A 23,394-nucleotide genomic window follows, 5' to 3' on the forward strand; every position below is an offset into this window, starting at 1 on the left:
CCTTTCTAACCATGAAGAAATTTCTGCTTTTTGTTACTTTTTTTTCTTTTTCCTGTATAACCTATGCCCAGGATTTACTGGGGATTCCGCAAGTTGTAAATTATAATAACGAACAGTACAATGGAGGAATGCAAAACTGGGATGTTCAGCAGGATAAAAATGGCATTCTTTATTTTGGAAACAATGAAGGTTTACTCACCTTCAACGGACAGTTTTGGAACATTTACCGATTACCAAATTTTACTTCGGTACGTTCAATCGGTATCGATTCTAAAAACAGGATATATATAGGTGCACAAGATGAAATCGGTTATTTCTTTCCTGATAGTCGTGGTATTTTAAAATACACGTCCTTACTTAATCTTATTCCTGAGAATCTTCGAAAAATTGCGGATATCTGGGATATTTCCATCTTAAATGATGAAGTCTTTTTTCGCTCCATAAACGTAATGCTTCATTATAAGGATGGCGCAATGAAAACCTATAAGCCAGCAGAAACCTGGTCTTTTTTAGGTAAGGCGAATAATAAAGTTTACGCTCAGGCAAAAAATGTTGGCTTATTTGTTTACGATAAAGAGGTATGGAAGCCCGTTTGTAGTGATGATGTTTTAAAAAAATCTTCCATAACATCAATTTCTAACTACAACGGCGATACCCTGTTGGTATCTACATTAAAAAAAGGATTTTTTCTACTCTACAACAACCAGCTAAGTACCTTAAAAACTAAGCTGGATAATGTATTCTTTAACGATAGAATTTTCTTTGCAAGTCGGATTAACAATAACCTTTATGTCGCTGGAACGACCTCTGGAGGCGTTTATTTGATGAATAAACAAGGCGATCTGGTACAAAAGTACAACTACCGCGAAGGGCTGCAAAATAATAACGTTCGTGGTATTTTATTAGATCATGATAAAAACATGTGGCTGGCTTTGGATGATGGAATTGCTTACGTTGCAATTAATAGCGCCATAAAAAGTATTTCGCCCGATCGGAATAAGCAAATTACCAGCTATGCTTTCAGAAAAATAAACCAGAATGTTTATATAGGCACCTCCAACGGACTTTATACAACGAAAATTAATACAAGCGCTAAGGATTTAAGTTTATCTATATCGGGCTTTGAAGAGGTAAAGAATACAAAAGGACAAGTTTGGGGCTTAGATGAGATTAATAATCAATTAATAATGGCGCATGAAGATGGTGCGTCGGTTATTAATGGAAATGTAGCTACACCAATTTACTCACTTCCCGGTACCTGGATGTTTCAGCCATTAGAAAATGTTTTTCCAGCTAAAAATATTCTCTCTGGCACTTATTTAGGCCTGCAGAAAATAAGCTTTGCAAGTGGTAAATTTATAAGCGAAGGTAAAATTGAGGGGATCTCCGAAACCTTAAGATTTATCGTTGTGGATAATAACGATAACATTTGGGCCTCTCATCCGTACCATGGAGTTTATAAAATAGAATTATCGCCCGATAAGAAAAAAGTTACCAAAACAACATTATTTACCGATAAAAACGGCCTTCCAAATCGGTTATACAATTACGTTTACCATATAAAGAACCATGTTGTTATTGCAACAATCGATGGATTATACGAATATAATCAAGTACAAAATAAGTTTACTCGATTTAAAATGTTTGGATCGGTTTTAAATGGCATCTCGATTCAGTATTTAAAGGAAGATAATAATGGAAATGTTTGGTTCGTAAGCAATAAAAAGGTTGGTATTATCGATTTTCATAAACCTTCTGGCTCAAATGCTTTTAGTGTTTTCTATTTGCCAGAGTTAGATGGAAAGATAGTTGGAGGATTTGAGTCTATTTATACGCTTGATGATGAAAACGTTTTTATAGGCGCCAACAAAGGGGCTTATCATATTAATTACAATAAATATTTAGATAATATAGCAAAACCAACTGTTGTAATTGGTAACATTAAACTACTCGGACCGAAAGATAGCACAGTATTTGGCGGCTATTTTGTGAAGAATGGGCAAATGATTGCCAGGCAGAATTTATCAAAAATTCCAGAATATAAAAATGCGTTAAATTCCATACACTTCGAATTCTCCTCTACTTTATTTGAGCACGAAAAAAACACAAAATTTAGTTATCAGCTGGTTGGTTTCGATGATGGATGGTCTGCCTGGAATGGTAAAAGTGAGAAGGATTATACCAACTTGTCTGCCGGGCAATATAAATTTAATATTAAGGCCCGAACCGATGTTGGCAACGAATCGGAAATCGTAAGTTATAGTTTTGTAATTCTACCCGCCTGGTATAACACCATGTGGATGAGGCTTGTGTACTTGGTAATTTTTGCCTTGCTTTTAAGAATGTTAATCACCTGGCAAAAAAAGAAGCATGTAAAGGAACAGGAGCGCATGAGCTATCTCCACCAGTTGGAAATAGACAGAAGCGAGAAGGAGATTGTACGTTTACAAAATGAAAAGCTGGAGGCCGATGTTAATTATAAAAACAAGGAACTTTCTACCATGACCATGCATTTGGTTCAGCGTGGAAAGGTCTTAGCCAAAATTAAAGAAGTAATTTCTTCTGTGATCAAAAATCACGATGATACGCTCAACGAAAACTCCCCAAGTTTCAGGCATCTTATCCGGTTAATTAAAGATGTAGAGAAAAAAGATCAGGAACTGGATCATTTGAGCGTACACTTTAACCATGTTAATACTGCTTTCTTTAATAAACTAAAAGACCTTTACCCCGATTTAAGTCAGAACGATTTGAAGTTTTGCGCCTACTTATGTATGAACTTATCTTCAAAGGAAATGGCGCAACTAATGAATGTTACCATAAAGGCTGTCGAAGTAGGCCGTTACAGGTTGAGAAAGAAACTTCAGTTAAAGCCAGAAACCAATCTGTACGAGTTTTTAATCGAGATTTCGAGGCAGAAAACGTCATAATTTAACCTTTTTTAACAATTTTCATACGAGTTTTTCTTTAAATATTAAATAATTGATAATCAGTTACTTGTATTTGTGTAGTAGTGCTTATGTAGTGCTTAAAGTAGGGTCTTATCAAAAGAAAATTAAGCTTTGTAGGGTTTGTGTAGCACAAGAAAATTACACAATATTAAATCCCGTACATAGATTTGAATTGAGTTGTGGCACCAAACCCAAACTCAAACTAACCAAATATTAACTTAAAATTATTTTCTATGAGAGGAAGATTTACATTCGTATTCTTCATTTACTGTATCATGGCATTTCCGCTGGCATTATTTGCCCAAGATATTGCCGTTACAGGAAAGGTAACAGATCAGAAAGATGGAACTCCGCTTCCAGGTGTTACAATCAGAGTTGAAGGCACATCCCGAGCCGCCTCTACAGATCCAAATGGTGTATTTTCTATTCAGGCAGCGGTAGGCGCCAAACTTACTGTTAGTTTATTAGGAATGGCAGCACAAACAGTTACAGTTCCGGCAGGCGGAAAAATTACAGTTTCGCTGGCAACAGATTCCAAAGATTTAAGCGATGTAGTTGTGGTAGGTTATGGTACACAAAAGAAAAGTGTTGTAACTGGTGCAATTTCAAGCGTTAAAGCCGCTGATTTAGAAAATCAACCAACAACAACTCGTTTAGAACAAGCATTACAAGGAAGAACTTCAGGATTAACAATTGCGGCTCAGTCTGGTCAGCCAGGTTCTGCTTCAACGGTAAGGCTAAGGGGTTTCACATCATTCGGAGGCAAAAATGATCCGCTTTGGGTTATTGATGGAGTTGTGGTAGATAACGGTGGTATCGGTTATTTAAATCAATCCGATATCGAATCCATTGAAGTTTTAAAAGATGGTGCATCTGCTGCAATCTATGGAACTCGTGCAGCATCAGGTGTAATTATTGTAACAACTAAAAAAGGTAAAGCCGGAAATTTAAATTTAACGTATAACGGATATTATGGCGAAGCTCGTGCTGCAAGGAAATTAGATCTTTTAAATGCAACACAATATGCTACCTTAAGAAACGAATCTTACTTAAATGATTACACCGGAACAACACCTGTTTTGCCTTATCCAAATGCCGCATCACTTGGTGAAGGAACGGATTGGCAATCGTTAATTTTTAACAATAGTGCTGCCCGTCAGAACCACGAAGTTAGTTTAAGCGGAGGTAGCGAGAAATCTACATTTTTCTTATCGTTCGGTTATTTTAAAATCGATGGTATCGTTTCTACAGAGGTTTCTAAATTTAACAGAGCGAACATTCGTATTAACTCTACACACAAGCTTTATAAATGGTTAACCATTGGCGAAAACTTAGGTTATAGCCATTCAATTACCAATGGAATTGGAAACACCAATAGCGAATTTGGTGGGCCTTTAAGTTCTGCAATTAACTTAGATCCGTTAACGCCTGCAATTATCACCGATCCAACGGTTTACAATGCACCTCCTTACAGCAATCAGCCTGTTTTCAGAGATGCTAACGGTTTCCCTTATGGCATTTCAACAAGAGTTGCACAAGAGATCAGCAACCCTCTAGCAAGTATTAAAAGACAAATCGGAAATTATAGCTGGGATCATAATATCGTGGGTAACGGATTTTTAGAAGCCGAGCCAATTAAAGGTTTACGTTTCCGTTCAACTTTGGGTTCTAAACTGGCTTTTTATGGTGGTGATGGTTTTAACCCGATCTATTATTTAAACTCATCTACTTCAAATAGCAGAACACAGTTTTCAAGAAACATAAATTATGTAATTACTTACAATCTTGAAAATACATTGTCTTACACAAAATCTTTAGGTAATCATAATTTAAGCTTGTTACTAGGTCAAGGTTCTTATAGCGATGGATTTAGCCGTAGCGTGAGTACAACCTTTTTTGATGTACCAGCAACAGATTTTTATTCTGCATCTATGAGATTTAAACCAGTTGCAGCAAGTAGAACATCAGATGGTAGCGAGGGTACAGATCACAAAATCTTCTCGTTGTTTTCTAGATTAACTTATGACTACAAAGAGAAATATTTATTCTCTGCCTTAATCAGACGTGATGGGTCATCAAGATTTGGTGCAAATAATAAATACGGTTATTTCCCGTCAGCACAAATTGGATGGGTACCAACCAAAGAGGATTTCTTCCCGCAAAACGACATTGTTAATTTCTTAAAAATTCGTGGAAGTTACGGTGTAACCGGTAATGATGGTATTGGTGACTTTGCTTACGTTCCTACAGTTGGTAGCGGTAGAAACTACACTTTTGGTAATGCAAACGTTGTTAACATTGGTTATAGCCCGAATGCTTCGGCCAACCCTGATTTGAAGTGGGAAGAAACAAGATCAAGCAACATCGGTATCGATGCAACAATCTTCAAAAACGTTACTTTAACCGCTGATATATACAAAAAGAAAACAGTGGGTATTCTTCAAAATCCACCAGTACCAGGTTATGTTGGTAGTGGTAGCCCTGCAGCTAACATTGCAGATATGTCAAACAAAGGTTTTGAGTTTGAATTATCATACCGTAAACAAATTGGTCAGTTTGGCTTAAACGTAAGCGGTAATGGTTCATTTATTAAAAACACGATTGATAAATTAAGCCCGGGTATCAACTTTATCGACGATAGCCAGGCGAGTTTCCAAACTCTTGGTACCATAACACGTACTCAAATCGGACATTCATATAATGAGTTCTTCGGCTACGTAAATCAAGGTATTTTCCAGTCTCAGGCAGAAATTAATGCTTATGTTGGTCCTAACGGACAACCTTTGCAACCCTTAGCAAAACCTGGCGACATTAAATTTGCCAACTTAAACGGTGATAATGCTATCGATGCAAATGACAGAGATTTTATCGGAAATGGCCTGCCTAACTTCACTTATGGTTTAACAATTAATTTAACTTACAAAAGCTGGGATTTAACTGCCTTTGGTAGTGGTGTTGCAGGTAATGTGATTTTCCAGGGATTGAGAAGATTAGATATTCCGAACGCGAATTATTCAACTTCCAGATTAGATCGTTGGACGCCATCAAACCCTTCAAGTACTCAGCCTAGATTAACGGATGCTGATCCAAATAAAAACTTAACTAAATTCTCTTCATTGTATTTAGAAAAAGGAGATTATTTCAGATTGAGAACTTTCCAAATCGGTTATACACTTCCGAAATCAGTAACAAGCAAAATAGGTCTTCAAAAATTCCGTGTATATGCCTTGTCTGAAAATTTATTCACAATAACTGGTTATAGTGGTTACGATCCAGAGTTAGGTTCTAATAACAGTGGTAACGTATTTGGTGTCGATCGTGGTGTATATCCACAAGCTCGTTCGTTCGTTTTTGGTATAAATGCTAATTTTTAATTAATTAAAATGAAAAGAAAAATAACTTATTTAGTTGTAATCCTGGCTGGAATGCAACTATTTGGAGGCTGTAAAAAATATTTGGAGATTAATCCTCAGGAACGGGTTCTTTTAGATAATTATTACAAAACTCCCCAAGATGCATTTGCTGCTTTAGTGTCCATTTATGATAGATTTGGTTTCCAAAGTGGTGGACTTTATGACAAAGTTGCCATTATGGATGCCGCATCTGACGATCAGGTTGCAGGAGGTGGTGGTCCATCAGATATTAACGACCTTCAGGTTGTAAATACCTTTACCTTAAATTCGCAAACTGGTCCACAGGGTTATCTTTGGAATAAAGGATATGCAGGTATTTTCCGTGCAAACGTATTCTTGTCGAAAATTGGTGGCATTAATATGGATGCGACGTTAAAAGCAAGATATACAGGTGAGGCTAAAGCTTTACGTGCCATATTCTATTTTGATTTGGTTCGTTTCTTTAAAAACATTCCATTACTAACCTCAGAAGTAGATCCAAAACAGATTTATGATGTGTTACAAGTAGCACCTGCAGATGTTTATGCCTTAATTGAGAAAGATTTAACCGAAGCCATTCCAGGCCTTCCTAATACCGTGCAAGGGGCAAGTGAAGGTGGTCGCCTTACTAAGGGTGCAGCGCAGGCTGTATTGGGTAAAGTTTATTTACAACAGGCAAAATATGCTCAGGCTGCTGAACAATTTGCGCTGGTAAACGGAACTACTCCAGGACAGGCAAACGCAACTTATGGCTACAAATTACTTACAAACTTTGGCGATTTGTTTAAAGTGAACAATAAATTCAATACCGAATCGATTTTGGAAATTGTTCACTCAAATGCTTCTAACGGTGGTTGGGGCGATGCTGGAGCTTCTGAAGGTAACTTGTTAAATATTATTGTTGGTCCTCGTGGATACAAACCAGTGTTAGCCAGTGCACCTGACTATTACTCGGGTTATAGTTTCTTAGTTTTTACTAAAGAATTCTTCGATTTTATTCACTTCGATCCACGTAATAAAGCAACTGTTGCCAATTTAGATAGTCTTGAAAAAAATGGTATTGCTACATACGAAAAAGGATATCAAAACAGTGGTTACTTCTTAGAAAAAACCATAGGCAGAGTTGCTGATAAAGCGCCTACAGGACAAACCGAGTTAAACTTCCCTCAAAACTCATACGAAATCAGACTTGCAGATACTTATATGCTTGAAGCAGAATCTATCTTGCAAAGCGGTGGTGCTGTAGGTCCTGGTAGTCGTGCTTACTTATTGCTAAATGCAGTTAGAGCTCGTGTTGGCTTAAATCCAGTAGCTGTAACCATGGATAATATAATGAAGGAAAGAAGGTTGGAACTTGCAGGTGAAGGTCACCGTTTTCCAGATTTAGTTCGTTGGGGTAAAGCTGCAACGGTATTGGCATACAAAGGTTTCACTGCAAACAAAAATGAAATCTTTCCTATTCCGCAGGCAGAGTTAAATAATACTAAAATACTTCAAAACAAAGAGTACGGCGGTACTAAATAAAATATTTAAGGGGGTGGGGTTTTTTATCTGCCCCCTTTTACGCTTTTAAATTTTGCAAAAGATATTGCAAAACTGTAAAATACCGAGGCAAGGCTCATAGCTTCTGAAATTACCTTAAATCTTCTACTTACTAACCTGTTGTCATTATGAAATTAAAGACGATGAGCTATTGCTTTGCTCTTACATTAAGCTTCTCTACAGTACAATCCATTGCCCAAACCGATGCATCTTTATGGCTTACCAAAGCCGATCGTTCTGTACTTTTTGCAAAACAAAACGATGCACTCAAATTCTCGACAACTAAAAACAGCAACCCTACTATTTTAATAAATGAAAAGGAAACTTACCAGCCAATTGATGGCTTTGGTTACAGCTTAACGGGTGGAAGCGCACAGCACATTATCCAGATGTCGGCACCTGCGAGAGCTGCTTTGCTTAAAGAGTTATTTGCAACCGATGGAAATAATATTGGTGTAAGCTATATAAGATTAAGCGTTGGTGCATCAGATTTGAACGAAAAAGTATTTTCTTATAACGATTTACCTGAAGGACAGACAGATTTAAACCAGGCTAAATTTGATTTAGGGCTTGATAAAGTTGATGTAATCCCGGTAATGAAGGAGATCCTTGCTATAAATCCTAAAATTAAGGTTTTGGGTTCGCCATGGTCTCCCCCATTATGGATGAAGACGACTTATGATGCCCGTGGAGGTATGTTAAAACCCGAGTATTACGATGCTTACGCAAAGTATTTGGTTAAATACGTTCAGGAAATGAAAAAGGAGGGAATTACAATTGATGCGATAACCGTTCAAAATGAGCCTCTGCATCCTGGTAATAATCCAAGCCTGTTAATGGCAGCACCTGATCAGGCAATTTTTGTTAAAAAAAATCTTGGTCCTGCGTTCGAAAAATCAGGCATCAAAACCAAAATAATTATCTACGATCATAATGCCGATCGCCCGGATTATCCCATCACAATTCTGAACGATAAGGAAGCAAGAAAATACATCGATGGTTCTGCTTTTCATCTTTACGGTGGTAAAATAGAAGCTTTAAGTGATGTTCGTGATGCCCATCCAGATAAAAATATTTATTTCACCGAGCAAATGGTTGTAGAAAGACCAAATGCCGCAACAATAAACATTACAGGGCCCGTTAGGCGCTTAATCATTGGAGCTACACGCAACTGGAGCAGAAATGTTCTAGAGTGGAATTTAGCTGCCGATCCTGAAAATAAGCCGTTTACCGATAGAGGTGGTTGCCCAACCTGCCAGGGTGCAGTTACCATTGATAAAGATAAGGTAAGCAGAAATCTTGCATACTACTCTATAGCGCACGCATCAAAATTTGTTCGTCCAGGCTCCGTTAGAATTGCTTCTAATGAGTTGCCCGATTTATCAAACGTAGCCTTTAAAACTCCTGAAGGAAAAAAGGTATTAATTGTAGCCAACACAGGCAAAGAAGCCACGAATTTCAATATCAGTTTTAATGGAAAAATGGTATCTGCAACTTTGGATAAAGGCTCAGTAGGTACTTACATCTGGTAAGAGTTAAAAATAAGATAATGGTAATGAAAAAGTATTTAATCATAATCCTTTGTGTTTTTGTAGCAATTACTTTCGTTAAGGCCGATCCCATAAAAAGTAAATCTTTTTATAAACAAAAGCTCGATGACCCAAATGCTACTTATTTTACACCAGCAAATTTCAAAATTACTGCTGATGGTAAAACTGATGTGTCAGACGAATTACAAGCGGCAATAAATGGTGTTAAAACCAAAAATAATTTCGGAATTCTTTTTATCCCCGAAGGAAAATATCTGATAAGTAAAACCATTTACATTCCAAACTCAATACGTTTAATTGGATATGGTAATAACCGGCCACTATTTATCCTTGCTAAAAAATCACCAGGCTTTCAAGAACCTGTACCATCTGATAAAGGGAACGCAAAATATATGTTCTGGTTTACTGGTTCAATTGTGCAGAACGGGCAACCGATTCGCGATGCAAATCCAGGTACATTTTATAGTGCTTTCTCAAATTGTGATATTAAAATTGAAGATGGCAATCCTGAAGCCGTAGCCTTGCGGACGCATTATGCACAGCATAGTTTTATCGCTCATGTTGATGTTTACGCAGGAAACGGAAAAGCAGGTTTGTTTGAGGTTGGCAACGAAATGGAAGATGTTCGTTTTTTTGGAGGAGAATACGGAATTTATACAACAAAAGCTTCTCCAGGTTGGCAGTTTATGATGATTGATACTTATTTTGAAGGACAACGCAAGGCCGCTATAAAAACCCGTGAAGCTGGTTTAACAATTGTGAGGATGAATGTTAAAAACGTACCTCGCGTAATCGATGTCGATTCTAATTATTTCGAAAAGATATACATAGAAGATAGTCAGTTCGAAAATGTTTCTGGCCCGGCAATAATCACCAGTAATGAGAATAATGCATTCAATGGGATTGTACTTCGGAACGTAGATTGTAAAAATGTGCCCGTGCTCGTTTCTTATAGAATGAGTAAAACCCAAACAAATGGCATTGCTAAAATTTATAAGGTTAAGAACTTTGTTTATGGCTTGCAAATCGACGATTTAGGACAAGATGCCGTTTATAAAACAACTCAAAGTTTTCAGCCACTTAATATATTTCCTAAACCAGCCCCTAAAGATATTCCCGATTTTCCTGAAATAAAAACCTGGGTAAATTTAAAAACGTTGGGTGCAAAAGGAGATGGAGAAACGGATGATACCAAAATTATTCAGGACGCAATTGATAAATACCCCAATATTTATGTACCTCAAGGTTGGTATAAGGTTTCTGAAACGATAAAGCTCAAAAAAAATACCGCTCTTATCGGTTTAAGTCCAATTGCAACGCAATTTATGCTGGCCGATAATACGCAGGCTTTCGGTGGTTTTGGGCCACCAAAAGCACTGCTCGAGGCACCAAAAGAGGGTACAAATATTTTAACGGGGATCGGTTTAAACACAGGGATTTACAATACCATTGCCGTGGCGTGTAAATGGATGGCGGGACGTAAATCTTACATGAACGATGTGAAATTTATTGGTGGACATGGTTCTATGACTCCTGGCCCGCAACAACCACGAAATGCAAATCAGGCAGGAAACAGACAGCCAAATAGAATTTTGCAGGGAAAAGATAGTGCTTGGGATTCGCAATACTGGAGCTTATGGATTACCGATGGTGGCGGTGGCGTTTTTAAAAATATCTGGACGGCAAATACATTTTCTACATCTGGCATTTATGTATCTGATACCAAAACTCCATCAAGCATTTATGCCATGTCTATCGAACACCACGTAAGAAACGAGGTTCGATTTAATCGCGTAGCAAATTGGAAAGTATATGCGATGCAGCTTGAAGAAGAAAGTAGAGAAAGCTCAGACGTATTACCAATGGAAGTAGAAAGCTGTGAAAATATGCTTTTTGCCAACTTTTATATGTTTAGGGTTATCCGAGTTAACACCCCATCGCCAACAGGCATTAGAACCTGGAGTTCGAAGAACATCGAATTTTTGAATGTTCACAATTATGCACAAACCAAATATTCGGCAACTTTGCCGTTATACGATATAAATACAGGTATTGAAGTTAGGCCCTGGGAGTTTACCAGGCTATATATTAGTGGAAATGCAACGGGAAATAAAAAAGCAGAGTCGTCGCAGGCAAAGCTTTTGGTAAAGGGATTTGAATTTGCCGATGGAATAACTAAGGATAGCAAAGGGAACATTTACTTCAGCGAATCTAGAATGAGAAGAGTTTACAAATGGTCAGTTGAAACGAATGCTTTAAGCTTAGTTGCCGATTTTCCATTCGAGCCGCTTTCTTTAGGCGTTGATAAGCAAGATAATTTATTGGTTTTATTCAAGTATTACCCTACGCCTGGGTATATGGTAAACGGTAAACCCGAAACTTTTCCGCTCCCAGCCGATGCTGATGGAACATCGTTTAGCGGCTGGGGAAATTCTGGCTTTGGCGTTTGGGTTTATTCCATTAATCCTGATCAGGCAGAAAAAACCATAAAACTGTTAAAAACAGCACCAATGGGCGCCGTAAATAAAATCCATAAAGCGCTTTATCCCGCTAATCGCTGGCGAGATTCGCACGATTTTAATACGGTTAGTCTTAACAAACCAACTGAAATGTTTGTAGCCGAAGATGGCGAAACAATTATCCCGATAGTGTACGATTTAGCAAGATCTAATGCGCTTGTAGAAGGCTTCCCAAATAAAATCATGTATGCAACCGATGAATATGACAAACGAACAGTCAGTCTTCAGGTCGACAATAAAGGCTATTTATCAAACTTGGTATATTTTGCCGAAAAGGGAGAATTTAATTCTTGCTTAGATAAAGATGGAAACCTTTACATCGCCGATGGAGAAATCTATGTTTTCGATAAAACAGGAAAACAAATTAAACAAATTAATGTACCCGAAAGGCCAACCACAATTTCGTTTGGCGGTAAAGATGGAAGTACACTTTTTATAACCACACGCTCAGCATTATATAGCCTAAAACCTTAACCGAAAATCTATTTATTATGTTTAAAAGAATCTTTAATCAATCATTCCTGGTTCAAAAAAGTAAATCATTATTATTTATTATTAGCCTTATTGCGTTTGGTTTTAACAGTTATGCTCAGGGTTTTTTAAAGGCCGAAGGAAAGAAAATTGTTAACGCAAAGGGAGAAAATGTTTTGCTCCGTGGATTTGGTTTAGGAGGCTGGATGTTGCAGGAAGGCTACATGCTTAAAATTAACAAAGATGGCCAGCAATATAAAATTCGCGAGCGTTTAGAAGATTTAATGGGAGCCAGGCAAACTCAAGAATTTTATGATGCATGGTTAAATAACCACACCCGAAAAATAGATATCGATTCGCTCAAGGCATGGGGCTTTAATTCGGTTCGCTTACCCATGCATTATAATTTATATACTTTACCAATAGAGAAGGAAACTGTTGCTGGCCAAAATACATGGCTGGATAGGGGATTTGCTTTAACAGATAGTTTGCTTGCCTGGTGCAAGGCCAATAAAATGTATTTGATTTTAGATTTACATGCAGCGCCAGGCGGACAAGGAAATGATACCAATATTTCAGATCGGGATGCATCAAAACCAATGCTTTGGGAAAGTGAAGCTAATCAGCAAAAAACAATTGCACTTTGGGCAAAGCTGGCAGAACGCTATAAAAACGAAGAATGGATTGGAGCCTACGACATTATTAACGAGCCGAATTATGGTTTCTCTAATCCGACAGCAGATAAAAACGGAACACAGGAAAAGATTAATGCACCATTAAAAAAACTCATGGTTGATATAACAAAAGCCATTCGTGCCGTCGACCAAAAACACATGATTATTATCGAAGGAAACGGTTGGGGAAATAATTACAACGGCGTTTTCCCGCTTTGGGATAATAATATGGCAATAAGTTTTCATAAATACTGGAATTATAACGACCAGGCTTCTATTGCACACATGATTAAAACCAGAGAGGAGCAAAACGCACCTATCTGGGTAGGTGAAACAGGCGAAAATTCAAATACATGGTTTACGGATGCCATTAGCCTTTTCGAAAAAAACAATATTGGTTGGGCTTGGTGGCCATTAAAAAAGATTGGTTTTAATAATCCAATGGAGATAAAATCTAACCTCAATTATAATAGCGTAGTAAATTACATGAATAATGGTGGAAATAAACCTAAAGAAAGTAATGTGTACAGCGGTTTAATGGAACTTGCCGTTCACACCAGATTGGAAAATACAATTATCCATAAAGATGTAATCGATGCAATGATTCGCCAGCCACACAGCGATGAAACCAAGCAATTTAAAGCAAACCTGGTAAAAGAAGGTTCGATAATTTATGCTGTCGATTACGATTTAGGTAAAAATAACCAAGCTTATTTCGATCTAGATGTGGCCGATTATCATGTTGCTACAAATAAAAGAACGGCTGGAAATCGTGGACGCATGTATAGAAACGATGGCGTAGATATACAAATGGATTCTACAAAATACGAAAAGTATTATGTTTCCAATATCGAAAGCGGAGAATGGCTACAGTACACCACAAAAGTGGCGAAAAAGGGAATTTATACCTTAAAATTAAATACCGCTTCAGCGCAAGGCGATGGAAAAATATCTATTGTTGTAAATGGTAAAGTTGTAGCTAAAGATATTGCTGTACCTAATTCTGGTGGAGCAAAAAAGTTTATTCCATTCGAAGTGAAAAATATAGCCTTAAATGCAGGTAAACAAGTAATAAAAATTATTGCCGATACAGGAGGTTATAATTTTAGTTATATTCAATTCGTAAAATAACTAACAAAACTTTAGGTGTTAAAAGGCTATAAACGCATATTTCTAATTATCGGTATTATCGCTGTAGTAATTGTTGCCCTTTCCAGGTGTATGAGTATTGCAGATAAAATACCAGCCGATATAAGAGGCGAAAATTATACGGGTGCGGCTACTTGTGTTAAGTGCCACACCAGCATAGGTGAGTCATTTGCTCACAATTCACATGGCCTAACCTCTAGTCCTGTTGTTAATAAGAATTTATTAAAGCTGCTGGCAAACGATTCGAATTCTTTTGCTTTTAACCAGATTATGAAAATCAAGGTTGAAAAACGAGATAGCGGAATTTATCAGGTTGCTTATGTTAATGGAAAGGAAATAAGATCCCAAAGATTCGATGTAGCCTTTGGTTCTGGCGAAAAGGCTTTTACTTATGCCTATTGGAAAGACAAAAAATTATTTCAATTACCGCTTTCTCATTTCTCTGAAATAAAAACCTGGGCAAATAGCCCGGGTTTCCCTAAAAATGCAATGTACTTCGATCGGCAGGTTACCAGTAGGTGCCTGGAATGCCACAGTTCTTTTGTTAAAACGAGCGTAAAACAGGTTTCGGCATTAGCCATGGATGAAGAAATGGAAAAAGGTTCACTGATTTATGGAATAGATTGTGAGCGTTGCCACGGGCCGGGAAAACAACACGCAGTTTTTCATTTAGAAAACCCGAAAGAAAAAAAAGCAAAATTTATAACCATTTACAACACACTAAGCCGCAAGCAAAAAATGGATGCATGTGGCGTTTGTCATTCTGGAAATACGCTTACAACTGTTCAGTCTGTTTTTAATTTCCAGCCAGGCGATAAGCTTGCTGATTATTATTCACAGGATTTCGTCTCTTTTGGAGGCGGCAACCCCGATGTTCATGGCAATCAAACAGCAATGCTTCAAGGTACGTTATGTTACCAAAAAAGCGAAATGACCTGTCAGTCTTGCCATAATTCTCACGAAAGTATTAAGGGTAATATGGCTATTTATTCTCAACGTTGTATAAGTTGTCATCAAACTCAAAAGCATACTGCTACTACCTTGGCAAAAGGTGTTTTAAAAACCAATTGTATCGATTGCCATATGCCAATGCAGGCGTCCAAACTAATTTCATTTCAAACGGCTGGTAATAAAAATGTTAATCCTTATTTATTGCGTTCGCACCACATCGGTATTTACCCAGCTAAATAGTTTTCGTTAAAGTATCAATCCTGTTAAAAGCTTTACAGTCTAATATAAAAGAACTTGTATTTCGTACATTTGGCTTCAATAATTTAAAAGATCTAGCCACTATGCCCCTAAAATTTTGCTTATCTCTATTGCTTTTCTTTTTATCTAGCCAGGTCGTTTTAGCTCAAAGTAAATTTAATTTAAGTGGCACGGTTCGCGATGCAGCAACTGGCGAAACCTTAATCGGTGCAACAGTAAAATTATCTGGTAAAACTTCGGTAGGTACACTTACAAATGCGTATGGCTATTATGCTTTAACGCAGTCTGAAGGCGATTATACTGTCGTAATCAGCTATGCTGGCTATCTTCCCGTTACAAAAAATATCAGCTTAAATAAGGATACCAAACTTAATCAGGAACTAGGAACGGCAAACGATTTGGCAGAGGTTACGGTAAGCGCAAAAAATCGGAAAAACGAGAACGTAAAAAGTGCACAAATGGGACTGGAAAGGGTTGATATGAAATCGCTAAACTCAATACCTGTTCTTTTGGGCGAAAAGGATGTGTTAAAAACCATTCAGTTATTGCCAGGTGTTAAATCAGGCGGCGAAGGAAATACAGGTTTTTATGTGCGTGGCGGTGCTGCTGATCAGAATTTAATTCTTTTGGATGAAGCCGTTGTTTACAATTCTTCGCATTTATTGGGCTTCTTTTCTACTTTTAATGCCGATGCGATTAAGGATGTTAGCTTGTACAAAGGTGGAATGCCAGCACAGTACGGAGGTCGTTTATCATCTGTTTTAGATGTTAAAATGGACGATGGGAATAACAAAGAATTTAAATTTCAGGGTGGAATTGGATTAATTGCATCAAGACTTAAAGCCGAAGGACCGATCGTTAAAGACAGAGGCTCTTTTATGGTAAGTTTTCGTAGAACGTATATCGATTTATTTTTAAGGCTTTCGCCCGATTCGGCCATAAATGGAAGTACCTTGAATTTCTACGATATTAACGCAAAAGCAAACTACAAAATTGATGACAAAAATACCATCTATCTTTCTGGGTATTTTGGTAAAGATAATATTGGCGTTAAGGATTTATTTGAAAATAACTGGGGAAACGTAACCACCACTTTGCGTTTAAATCACATTTTTAACGATAGACTTTTTTCTAATACCTCACTAATTTATAACAACTACAATTACACCGTTCAATTGTTAAATGATGTTACAAATTTTAAAGCAACTTCATTAGTTCGCGATTTTAATTTGAAGCAAGATTTCCAATATTTCAGTAATAAGCATACACTTCGTTTTGGTTTAAATGCAACGCATCACCGTATTTCACCTATCGACATTACAACAAGCCAGGAATCGCAGGTTAACCCTTTAACGCAAGAAAAACGATACGGACTGGAAACAGCCGCGTATGTTTCTGATGAATGGGCAGTTACTGAAAAGCTTAATTTCCTTTATGGTGTTAGATTGGCTGCATTTTCGTTGCTTGGCCCAGGTAATTTTAGTACCTATGATCCTGCGGGAAATATTACAGCTACAGATAGGGCAGAAAACGGGCGGTTTTACAAAAATTACCTCAATCTTGAGCCTCGTTTCTCTTTAAGCTATCTTTTTAATGATGAAAACTCTGTAAAAGCATCTTATAATCGCAACACACAGAATATCCATATTTTAACAAATGCGACATCAAGCTCGCCAACCGATCAATATGTTTTGAGCAGCAATAACATTAAACCCGAAATTGCAGATCAGGTAGCGCTGGGTTATTTCAAAAATTTCCAGGAAAATAACTATGAATTCTCGGGCGAGGTTTATTACAAATGGTTACAAAATCAAATCGATTATAAAAATGCAGCACAGTTGCTGGCAAATTCCAATGTAGAATCAGAACTGCTTTACGGTACAGGCAGAGCCTATGGTTTGGAATTGTTTTTCAAAAAGAAATTTGGCAAACTTAACGGCTGGGTTGGTTATACTTTATCACGCACAGAACGAAAATTTGCAGCGCTTAACAACGGAAATTATTTCCCTGCAAGGCAAGATAGAACACACGATATTTCGGTGGTTGGTATTTACAATTTAAACAAACGCTGGACTTTCTCTTCGAGTTTTATTTACAGCACAGGTAATGCGGTCACTTTTCCAGCAGGTAAATACAGAATTAATAACCAAACAGTTTATTATTACACAGAAAGAAATGCAGGTAGAATGCCTTATAATATGCGTTTGGATTTAAGTGCTACATTAGAAGGGAAAAAAACGGGTAGATTTCAATCGAGCTGGAATTTTGGAGTTTACAATGCTTTGGCTAGAAAAAATCCTTATTCAATCGAATTTATTAACGATCCCAATAATCCAAACAAAACAGTTGCAGAGCAAACCTCCTTGTTCGGTTTGATCCCATCGGTAACCTGGAATTTTAAATTTTAAAAGATGAAGAAACTCATAATATTGTGCTCGCTTGCGTGTTTGCTCTTTACATCGTGTAAGAAAATTATAGAAATTGATACCAACAATGCCGAACCGCAACTGGTTATTGAGGGGGTTATCACCAATCAAATTGGAGATCAGGTAATAAAAATAAGTAAATCTGTTTCTTACGATGACCAGAGCATTTTTCCAGCTGTTTCTGGAGCTACAGTTTCTGTAAGCGATTCGAGAGGTAACAACTATAATTTTACAGAAAATGCTGCTGGGGTATATGCTTTGCGAATGCGTGGCATAGCAGGGGTAACTTATACCATGAAGGCAGTAGTTGAAGGGAAAACATATACTGCAATTTCTAAAATGCCAACTGCGGTTCGGTTAGATTCGATTGGTGTTGTTGTAAATACCTTTTTTAATAATGAAAGGAAAACAATTGCAGCTTATGTATTAGATCCAGCAGGAGAAGCTAACTATTATCATTTCAATATGTATGTTAACGATCTTCAATCGGATCGGGTTTATGTAAATAATGATCGGTTAACCAACGGAAATAATTTGCGTTTACAGTTGTTCTACTCTAAAAATGACGACGATGATGAGGGATTGTTAACTGGCGATAAGGTAGCTGTAGATATGCACTGTATCGATGCTAATATTTTTAACTACTGGTACGCTTTAAGTCAGCAATCGGGTAGGGGTCCAAACCAGGGAACAACACCAGCCAATCCTACTTCTAATATTTCGAACGGTGCCTTGGGTTATTTTAGTGCTCAAACGAATCAAAGATTAAGCATAGTTGTGCCTTAACGAAACATAGTTAAACCTTACCTGTTATCATTAGATGAAAGTTTTTATAAGCGGCAACATAGCCGAAAGCGGCCTCAAGTTATTAGAAGAAAATAATATATCCATAACAAAGTGGACTGAACCAAGACAAATTACCGCTGATGAATTGATCGCTACTTGTCAGGATTTTGATGCATTGGTTAGCGTTGGTCCCAATAAAATAGATGCAGCTTTTTTAAATGCTTGTAGCCACCTAAAAGTAATTGGTTTGCATTCTGTCGGTTTCGATAATGTTGATGTTGCAGAAGCTAAGAAATTAAATATCCCGATAGGAAATACACCAGGTGTTTTAAGCGGGGCAACTGCCGATACCGCTTTTTTGTTAATGCTCGCCGTATCGCGAAAGGCTTTTTATTTGCATAAAAAAATTATAAAAGGCGATTGGCAAAACTACGAGCCAACGCCAGAACTGGGCATTGAGCTAAACGGTAAAACTTTAGGGGTGTTTGGAATGGGCAAGATCGGTCTGGAAATGGCGAAGAAGTGTATTGGCGCTTATCAAATGCAGGTAATTTACCACAACAGAAATCGAAATACTGAAGCAGAAAAAGAAATAGGTGCAAGGTATGTTTCTTACGGGGAATTACTTGCTCAAAGCGATGTTCTTTCCGTACATACTGCTTTAACACCCGAAACAAAGGATAAATTCGACTTACAAAGTTTTAAACAGATGAAATCAAATGCCATCTTTATTAACACAGCACGAGGCGGCATTCATAATGAAGTCGATTTAATTAAAGCTTTGGAAGAGAAAATAATTTGGGGTGCAGGTTTGGATGTTACCAATCCAGAACCTATGCAGGCAGATAATCCATTATTAAGTATGGAAAGCGTTGCGGTGTTGCCTCACATTGGTTCGGCAACAGAAGAAACCAGAAGTGCAATGGCTAACCTTGTGGCTAAAAACGTTATTGCAGGTTTGAAGGGCGAAGCCTTGCCGCATCAGGTATAGGAAAATAGAGGCTTTATTATTTATCTAGTTAGAAAAACTTGCCACATTGAGCCTGTCGAAATGCCTCAATAATAATTTAAAGCGTTCTTCGACAAGCTCAGAATGACAAAATAATTTTAATACAAACGCTTTATTTTGTTGCCTATTATTTTACAGTATATCTGAAAACTGACCGACCAATATTCCCGTTAGCATCAATACCCTCTACCACTACTTTATATTGACCTTTACCGTCGGCATTGAAAAAATCGAAGGAAGCTGAACCTGTATTATCGGTTATAACCTGCGGGTTCCAATAAATTGTGGTGCGTAAATCATTACGGTTTAAATTTGCTGGAACGTCGTATTTTGGCATATAAAATTGCCTTGCTTTACTGTAGCCTTGTGGGGTAAAGGTTAACTCGTAATATTTAGGAAGCATATCCATTAACTCAGATTTTGAAATTTTAGTTCCTTTAGGTGCTTTTTTCTGATTAATTACAATTACACCATTAATGTTATTATTTCGGTTAACTAATCCAAGTTCATCTCTTAAAAACACTTCTACAGATTCAATATTGTTTGCATCAATGGTATTTAATTGATTAACATCCATCATCATACCGTTGATAAAAATTCCCATTGGTATTTTTTTACCCTGGTTATAATCTCTGGTTACATAAAAATTATTATCAATAAAGGTGGTTCCCATAGCCATGGTTTGCAAACAGCTAATGATTAAAGAACAGCCTGTTAACCTATCTCCAGAAATTTCGTGATCAGCCATTTGACTTAGCCCAGTCAGAGCAGGGTAGTCTTTGTGGCTCACCTTAGGTACTGCAGCTCCTTTAACGGTTACTTCCTTAAGCGTGTGTAAGTAAGAATATTGTTTTTTGCTATTATCAAGATAGGTTGTAAGTGTACTGTCAATGTTTAATACTTCATCAGCAGCGCTAAAATTTCTACTTACAGATGGCGTTGGAGCGCCATTCAAACTCAAAGTCATATTCTTATAGTTGACATTGTATTTTGCGGTAATGGTTACTTTAGACGAGTCGGTAAAAACCAGATTCGAGAATTTGAAATTTCCAACAGGGTCGGTTGTACCTTCCATGTTAATTCTTTTATCAGGAATAGTTAAAAGTAATGCGCCCTTTCTAACTGGAATACCATTACTCATTCTTAAAATTCCCGAAAACTCAATGCCTTGTTCAGGAAGGAAATTTATTGTAGGCTTTTTATCCTGAATAATGTCCGTGTAAGAATAATTTCTATACCCCTGAGTCAATAAAAGCACATCTAAATCAGCCGCTTTCTTTGCATCGCCTGGCGTGAAATAATAATTAGGTCTTTCTATATATCCTTTAACATCACTATTTAAAAGCAAGCCTGTTAAAATTGTCGAAGCGCCATCTTCATTAAAAGGTACCTTGGTTTCGTCGATTACCGATACAGAAAAAGTACCTTCAACAGGTAGGCCATCCTTTTTTGCGTTTAAATTTATCTTCACTTTTTTCTTGCTGCCATAGGTTGCAACAGGACTGGTTAAAGCCAGGGCTAAATTATTATTATGCTGTACAAAAACGATACGCTCGCTTAACGGTTTACCGCTTTCGTTAAACAAGGTAAACTGAGCAATACCTAAGGGGAATTTGTTTTTTTGTACTGTTGTGTTATACTCTTTATTTGCTAAGATTGTTTGCGCACCATAACAGATAACACCTTTACTTTGCGCAATTAAATAGAATTTTTTGCCCTTGTTTTTTTCGAAGAAAGCATCGTTAGAGGCAATTTTAATAGCTACATTTTCTGCATCTGTATTATCAATAACGATCGAAATGCCAGATTCTACAGCAGCTGGAAGATTAGCTGATTGCGTTGAACCATCCGCAAATGTTATAGATGCTTTATAGGTTTTGCCAGCCTCGGGCGTTAACATGAAGCTGCCCATACCTAAACGTTGAGCACTAAATGTTGCAACTTGCTTTCCATCACTATCGCTAACTGTACCTTTTGCATTGATGCCCAAACCATCACTTTTAACGCCTTTAAATGCAACTTTATTTGCTAAGCCTGCAACTAAATTTCCGCCTTCGGGGAAGAACTGAAAATCTTTATTGATAATGGCATTTTTAAGTTGAAAGGTGCTGTTAATAATGTCTTTTTCGCTTGTATTGATACTGGTAATCAGCTCGCCTTTTTGTAATTGATATTCAGCTTTTTGGTTGGCAGTCATACTAATAGTAAGAAAACCATTAGCGTCCGTTGTGCCCCTTCCTTTGGCAATAACGGTATAACTCGTAATAACTTGCCAGTTTACGTTCTTATTGGCGTATGGTTTATTGTTTGCGTCTTTAAATTGAACACGGGCATCAATTTTCTCTTGCTTATCGGTTGATGAGTTTTTATAACTGATATGAGTTTTTAATTCTTTGTCAATGGCTTCTCCAATGTAAAAAGTTTTATTAAAGTAAGCAGGATCATTAGAGTTTAGCATCCACATGGTGTAGGCTCTGAAATGATAATTGCCTTGTTTATAGTGATCCATTGATAATGGAATATTACCCTCTGCCGTACCGCCGTTTACCTGTAATTTTAAGGTTTGAATTAACGAATCACGTTGGTTTATCACATCAACATAAACGATTTTACTAATGCCAGATAGAAAGTTTTGATTTTCGGTAAGGTAAACTTTAAACCATACAGTATCTGCAACTGCATAATAAGGTTTATCGAAATGGAGATAAACTTTCTCTGCAGGATAATCGTTCAAAACCTTGTTTGTTTTACTAATTATAGTGTTAATGCTTACTGTATCTGTTTGTGCCGATGCAGAAAAGTTTAATATGGATAAAAATGAAACTAATATTAATGAAAGTCTAAAAATCTTCATGAACAGGAAATTAATTACTAAGACGGTAAATATATCTAATTATAAATAGAGCGCATAGTTTGTGATTGTGTTTAACATTTTTTTACATAAAAAAACCTGTTCTAACTTAATAGAACAGGTAATCGATTATACTTTATCTGCTGAATTTTTTATTTGTATTCGATAACAAATTCTTCTAAAGGTGTACGTACTTTTTTAAGGTTTGCTAACCAGTCATTCGCTTCATCACGATGGCCTAAAGGCAATAAGGTCACGCTGCGTAAACCTTGTTTGTTTAATCCTAATAATTCATCAAGTGCAGGACCATTAAATCCTTCCATTGGTGTAGAATCTACTTTTAATAAGGCAGCTTGTGCAATTGCAGCACCAAAACCAATATAAGCCTGACGAGCCGCATGGTTAAAGTTTTCTTCTGCAGTTCTAGATAAAACCATACCTTTTAGTTGAGCTTTGTAAGCATCTGTACCTGTTTCTGGTAAGCCACGTTCGCTATTCATACGGGTAAAAACGGCATCAATGCCTTCTTCTGTATAATTTTCGAACGCTGCGAAAACCAATAAGTGAGATGAATCTATAACTTGAGATTGATTGAATGCAATTGGAGCAATTTTCTCTTTTAATTCTTGATTAGTAACCACAATAACTTTAAATGGTTGCAAACCTGATGAAGTTGGGGCCAAATGTGCAGCAGCAACAATTTGATCTACCTTTTCTTGTTCAACAGGTTGACCATTCATTTTCTTAACGGCATAACGCCAGTTTAAAGCTTCTAATAAACTCATATTTTCGGATATTTTTTATTTCAATTAATGAAACAAATATCTGAAATATATTAAAGTCGATTGTTGATGTATGGTAAGAA

The 23,394-nt window shown here is 37.0% G+C and carries 12 protein-coding genes; 10 read left to right on the forward strand and 2 right to left on the reverse strand.

Annotated features, from left to right (window positions below; all coding sequences use genetic code 11):
- The first annotated feature begins 11 nt into the window (after positions 1 to 11).
- From ABD692_RS10750 to ABD692_RS10795, 10 genes are all read left to right on the forward strand, one after another.
- Positions 12 to 2,930 (forward strand): ligand-binding sensor domain-containing protein, encoded by a 2,919-nt coding sequence (locus ABD692_RS10750; protein WP_344766842.1) that lies wholly within the window; start codon positions 12 to 14, stop codon positions 2,928 to 2,930.
- A 254-nt stretch (positions 2,931 to 3,184) separates the two neighbouring features.
- Positions 3,185 to 6,325: a SusC/RagA family TonB-linked outer membrane protein gene (locus ABD692_RS10755; RefSeq protein ID WP_316756190.1), complete on the forward strand. Its 3,141-nt coding sequence runs from the start codon at positions 3,185 to 3,187 to the stop codon at positions 6,323 to 6,325.
- Positions 6,326 to 6,334: 9 nt separating this feature from the next.
- On the forward strand, positions 6,335 to 7,867 hold the full coding sequence (locus ABD692_RS10760) for a RagB/SusD family nutrient uptake outer membrane protein (RefSeq protein ID WP_344766845.1): 1,533 nt from the start codon (positions 6,335 to 6,337) through the stop codon (positions 7,865 to 7,867).
- A 146-nt stretch (positions 7,868 to 8,013) separates the two neighbouring features.
- Positions 8,014 to 9,417, forward strand: coding sequence for a glycoside hydrolase family 30 protein (locus tag ABD692_RS10765; RefSeq protein ID WP_344766847.1), 1,404 nt, complete (start codon positions 8,014 to 8,016; stop codon positions 9,415 to 9,417).
- 23 nt (positions 9,418 to 9,440) lie between these two features.
- Positions 9,441 to 12,428, forward strand: a complete 2,988-nt coding sequence (locus tag ABD692_RS10770; RefSeq protein WP_344766849.1) for a glycosyl hydrolase family 28-related protein — start codon at positions 9,441 to 9,443, stop codon at positions 12,426 to 12,428.
- Positions 12,429 to 12,445: 17 nt separating this feature from the next.
- Entirely contained in the window at positions 12,446 to 14,230 is a 1,785-nt protein-coding gene (locus tag ABD692_RS10775; RefSeq protein ID WP_344766851.1) for a cellulase family glycosylhydrolase, read from the forward strand.
- Between the two features lie 15 nt (positions 14,231 to 14,245).
- Positions 14,246 to 15,439, forward strand: coding sequence for a multiheme c-type cytochrome (locus ABD692_RS10780; RefSeq protein WP_344766853.1), 1,194 nt, complete (start codon positions 14,246 to 14,248; stop codon positions 15,437 to 15,439).
- 101 nt (positions 15,440 to 15,540) lie between these two features.
- Positions 15,541 to 17,865 carry a TonB-dependent receptor gene (locus ABD692_RS10785; protein ID WP_344766855.1) on the forward strand — a complete coding sequence of 775 codons (2,325 nt, stop codon included), beginning with the start codon at positions 15,541 to 15,543 and terminating at the stop codon, positions 17,863 to 17,865.
- Between the two features lie 3 nt (positions 17,866 to 17,868).
- Complete coding sequence (locus tag ABD692_RS10790; RefSeq protein WP_344766857.1) at positions 17,869 to 18,669, forward strand: DUF4249 domain-containing protein; 801 nt, start codon at positions 17,869 to 17,871, stop codon at positions 18,667 to 18,669.
- Positions 18,670 to 18,703: 34 nt separating this feature from the next.
- The gene (locus ABD692_RS10795) at positions 18,704 to 19,660 is read left to right on the forward strand and encodes a 2-hydroxyacid dehydrogenase (protein WP_344766859.1); all 957 of its coding nucleotides are present in this window, start codon (positions 18,704 to 18,706) and stop codon (positions 19,658 to 19,660) included.
- A 145-nt stretch (positions 19,661 to 19,805) separates the two neighbouring features.
- Here the strand turns inward: ABD692_RS10795 and ABD692_RS10800 are convergent, their stop codons facing one another.
- A complete protein-coding gene (locus ABD692_RS10800; RefSeq protein ID WP_316756212.1) occupies positions 19,806 to 22,532 on the reverse strand; it encodes an Ig-like domain-containing protein in 2,727 nt (908 codons plus the stop codon).
- A gap of 149 nt (positions 22,533 to 22,681) precedes the next feature.
- Positions 22,682 to 23,314: a nitroreductase family protein gene (locus tag ABD692_RS10805; protein ID WP_344766863.1), complete on the reverse strand. Its 633-nt coding sequence runs from the start codon at positions 23,312 to 23,314 to the stop codon at positions 22,682 to 22,684.
- Positions 23,315 to 23,394 lie beyond the last annotated feature (80 nt).

The sequence above is a fragment of the Pedobacter ginsengiterrae genome, from assembly GCF_039537385.1.
Taxonomy (GTDB): domain Bacteria; phylum Bacteroidota; class Bacteroidia; order Sphingobacteriales; family Sphingobacteriaceae; genus Pedobacter; species Pedobacter ginsengiterrae.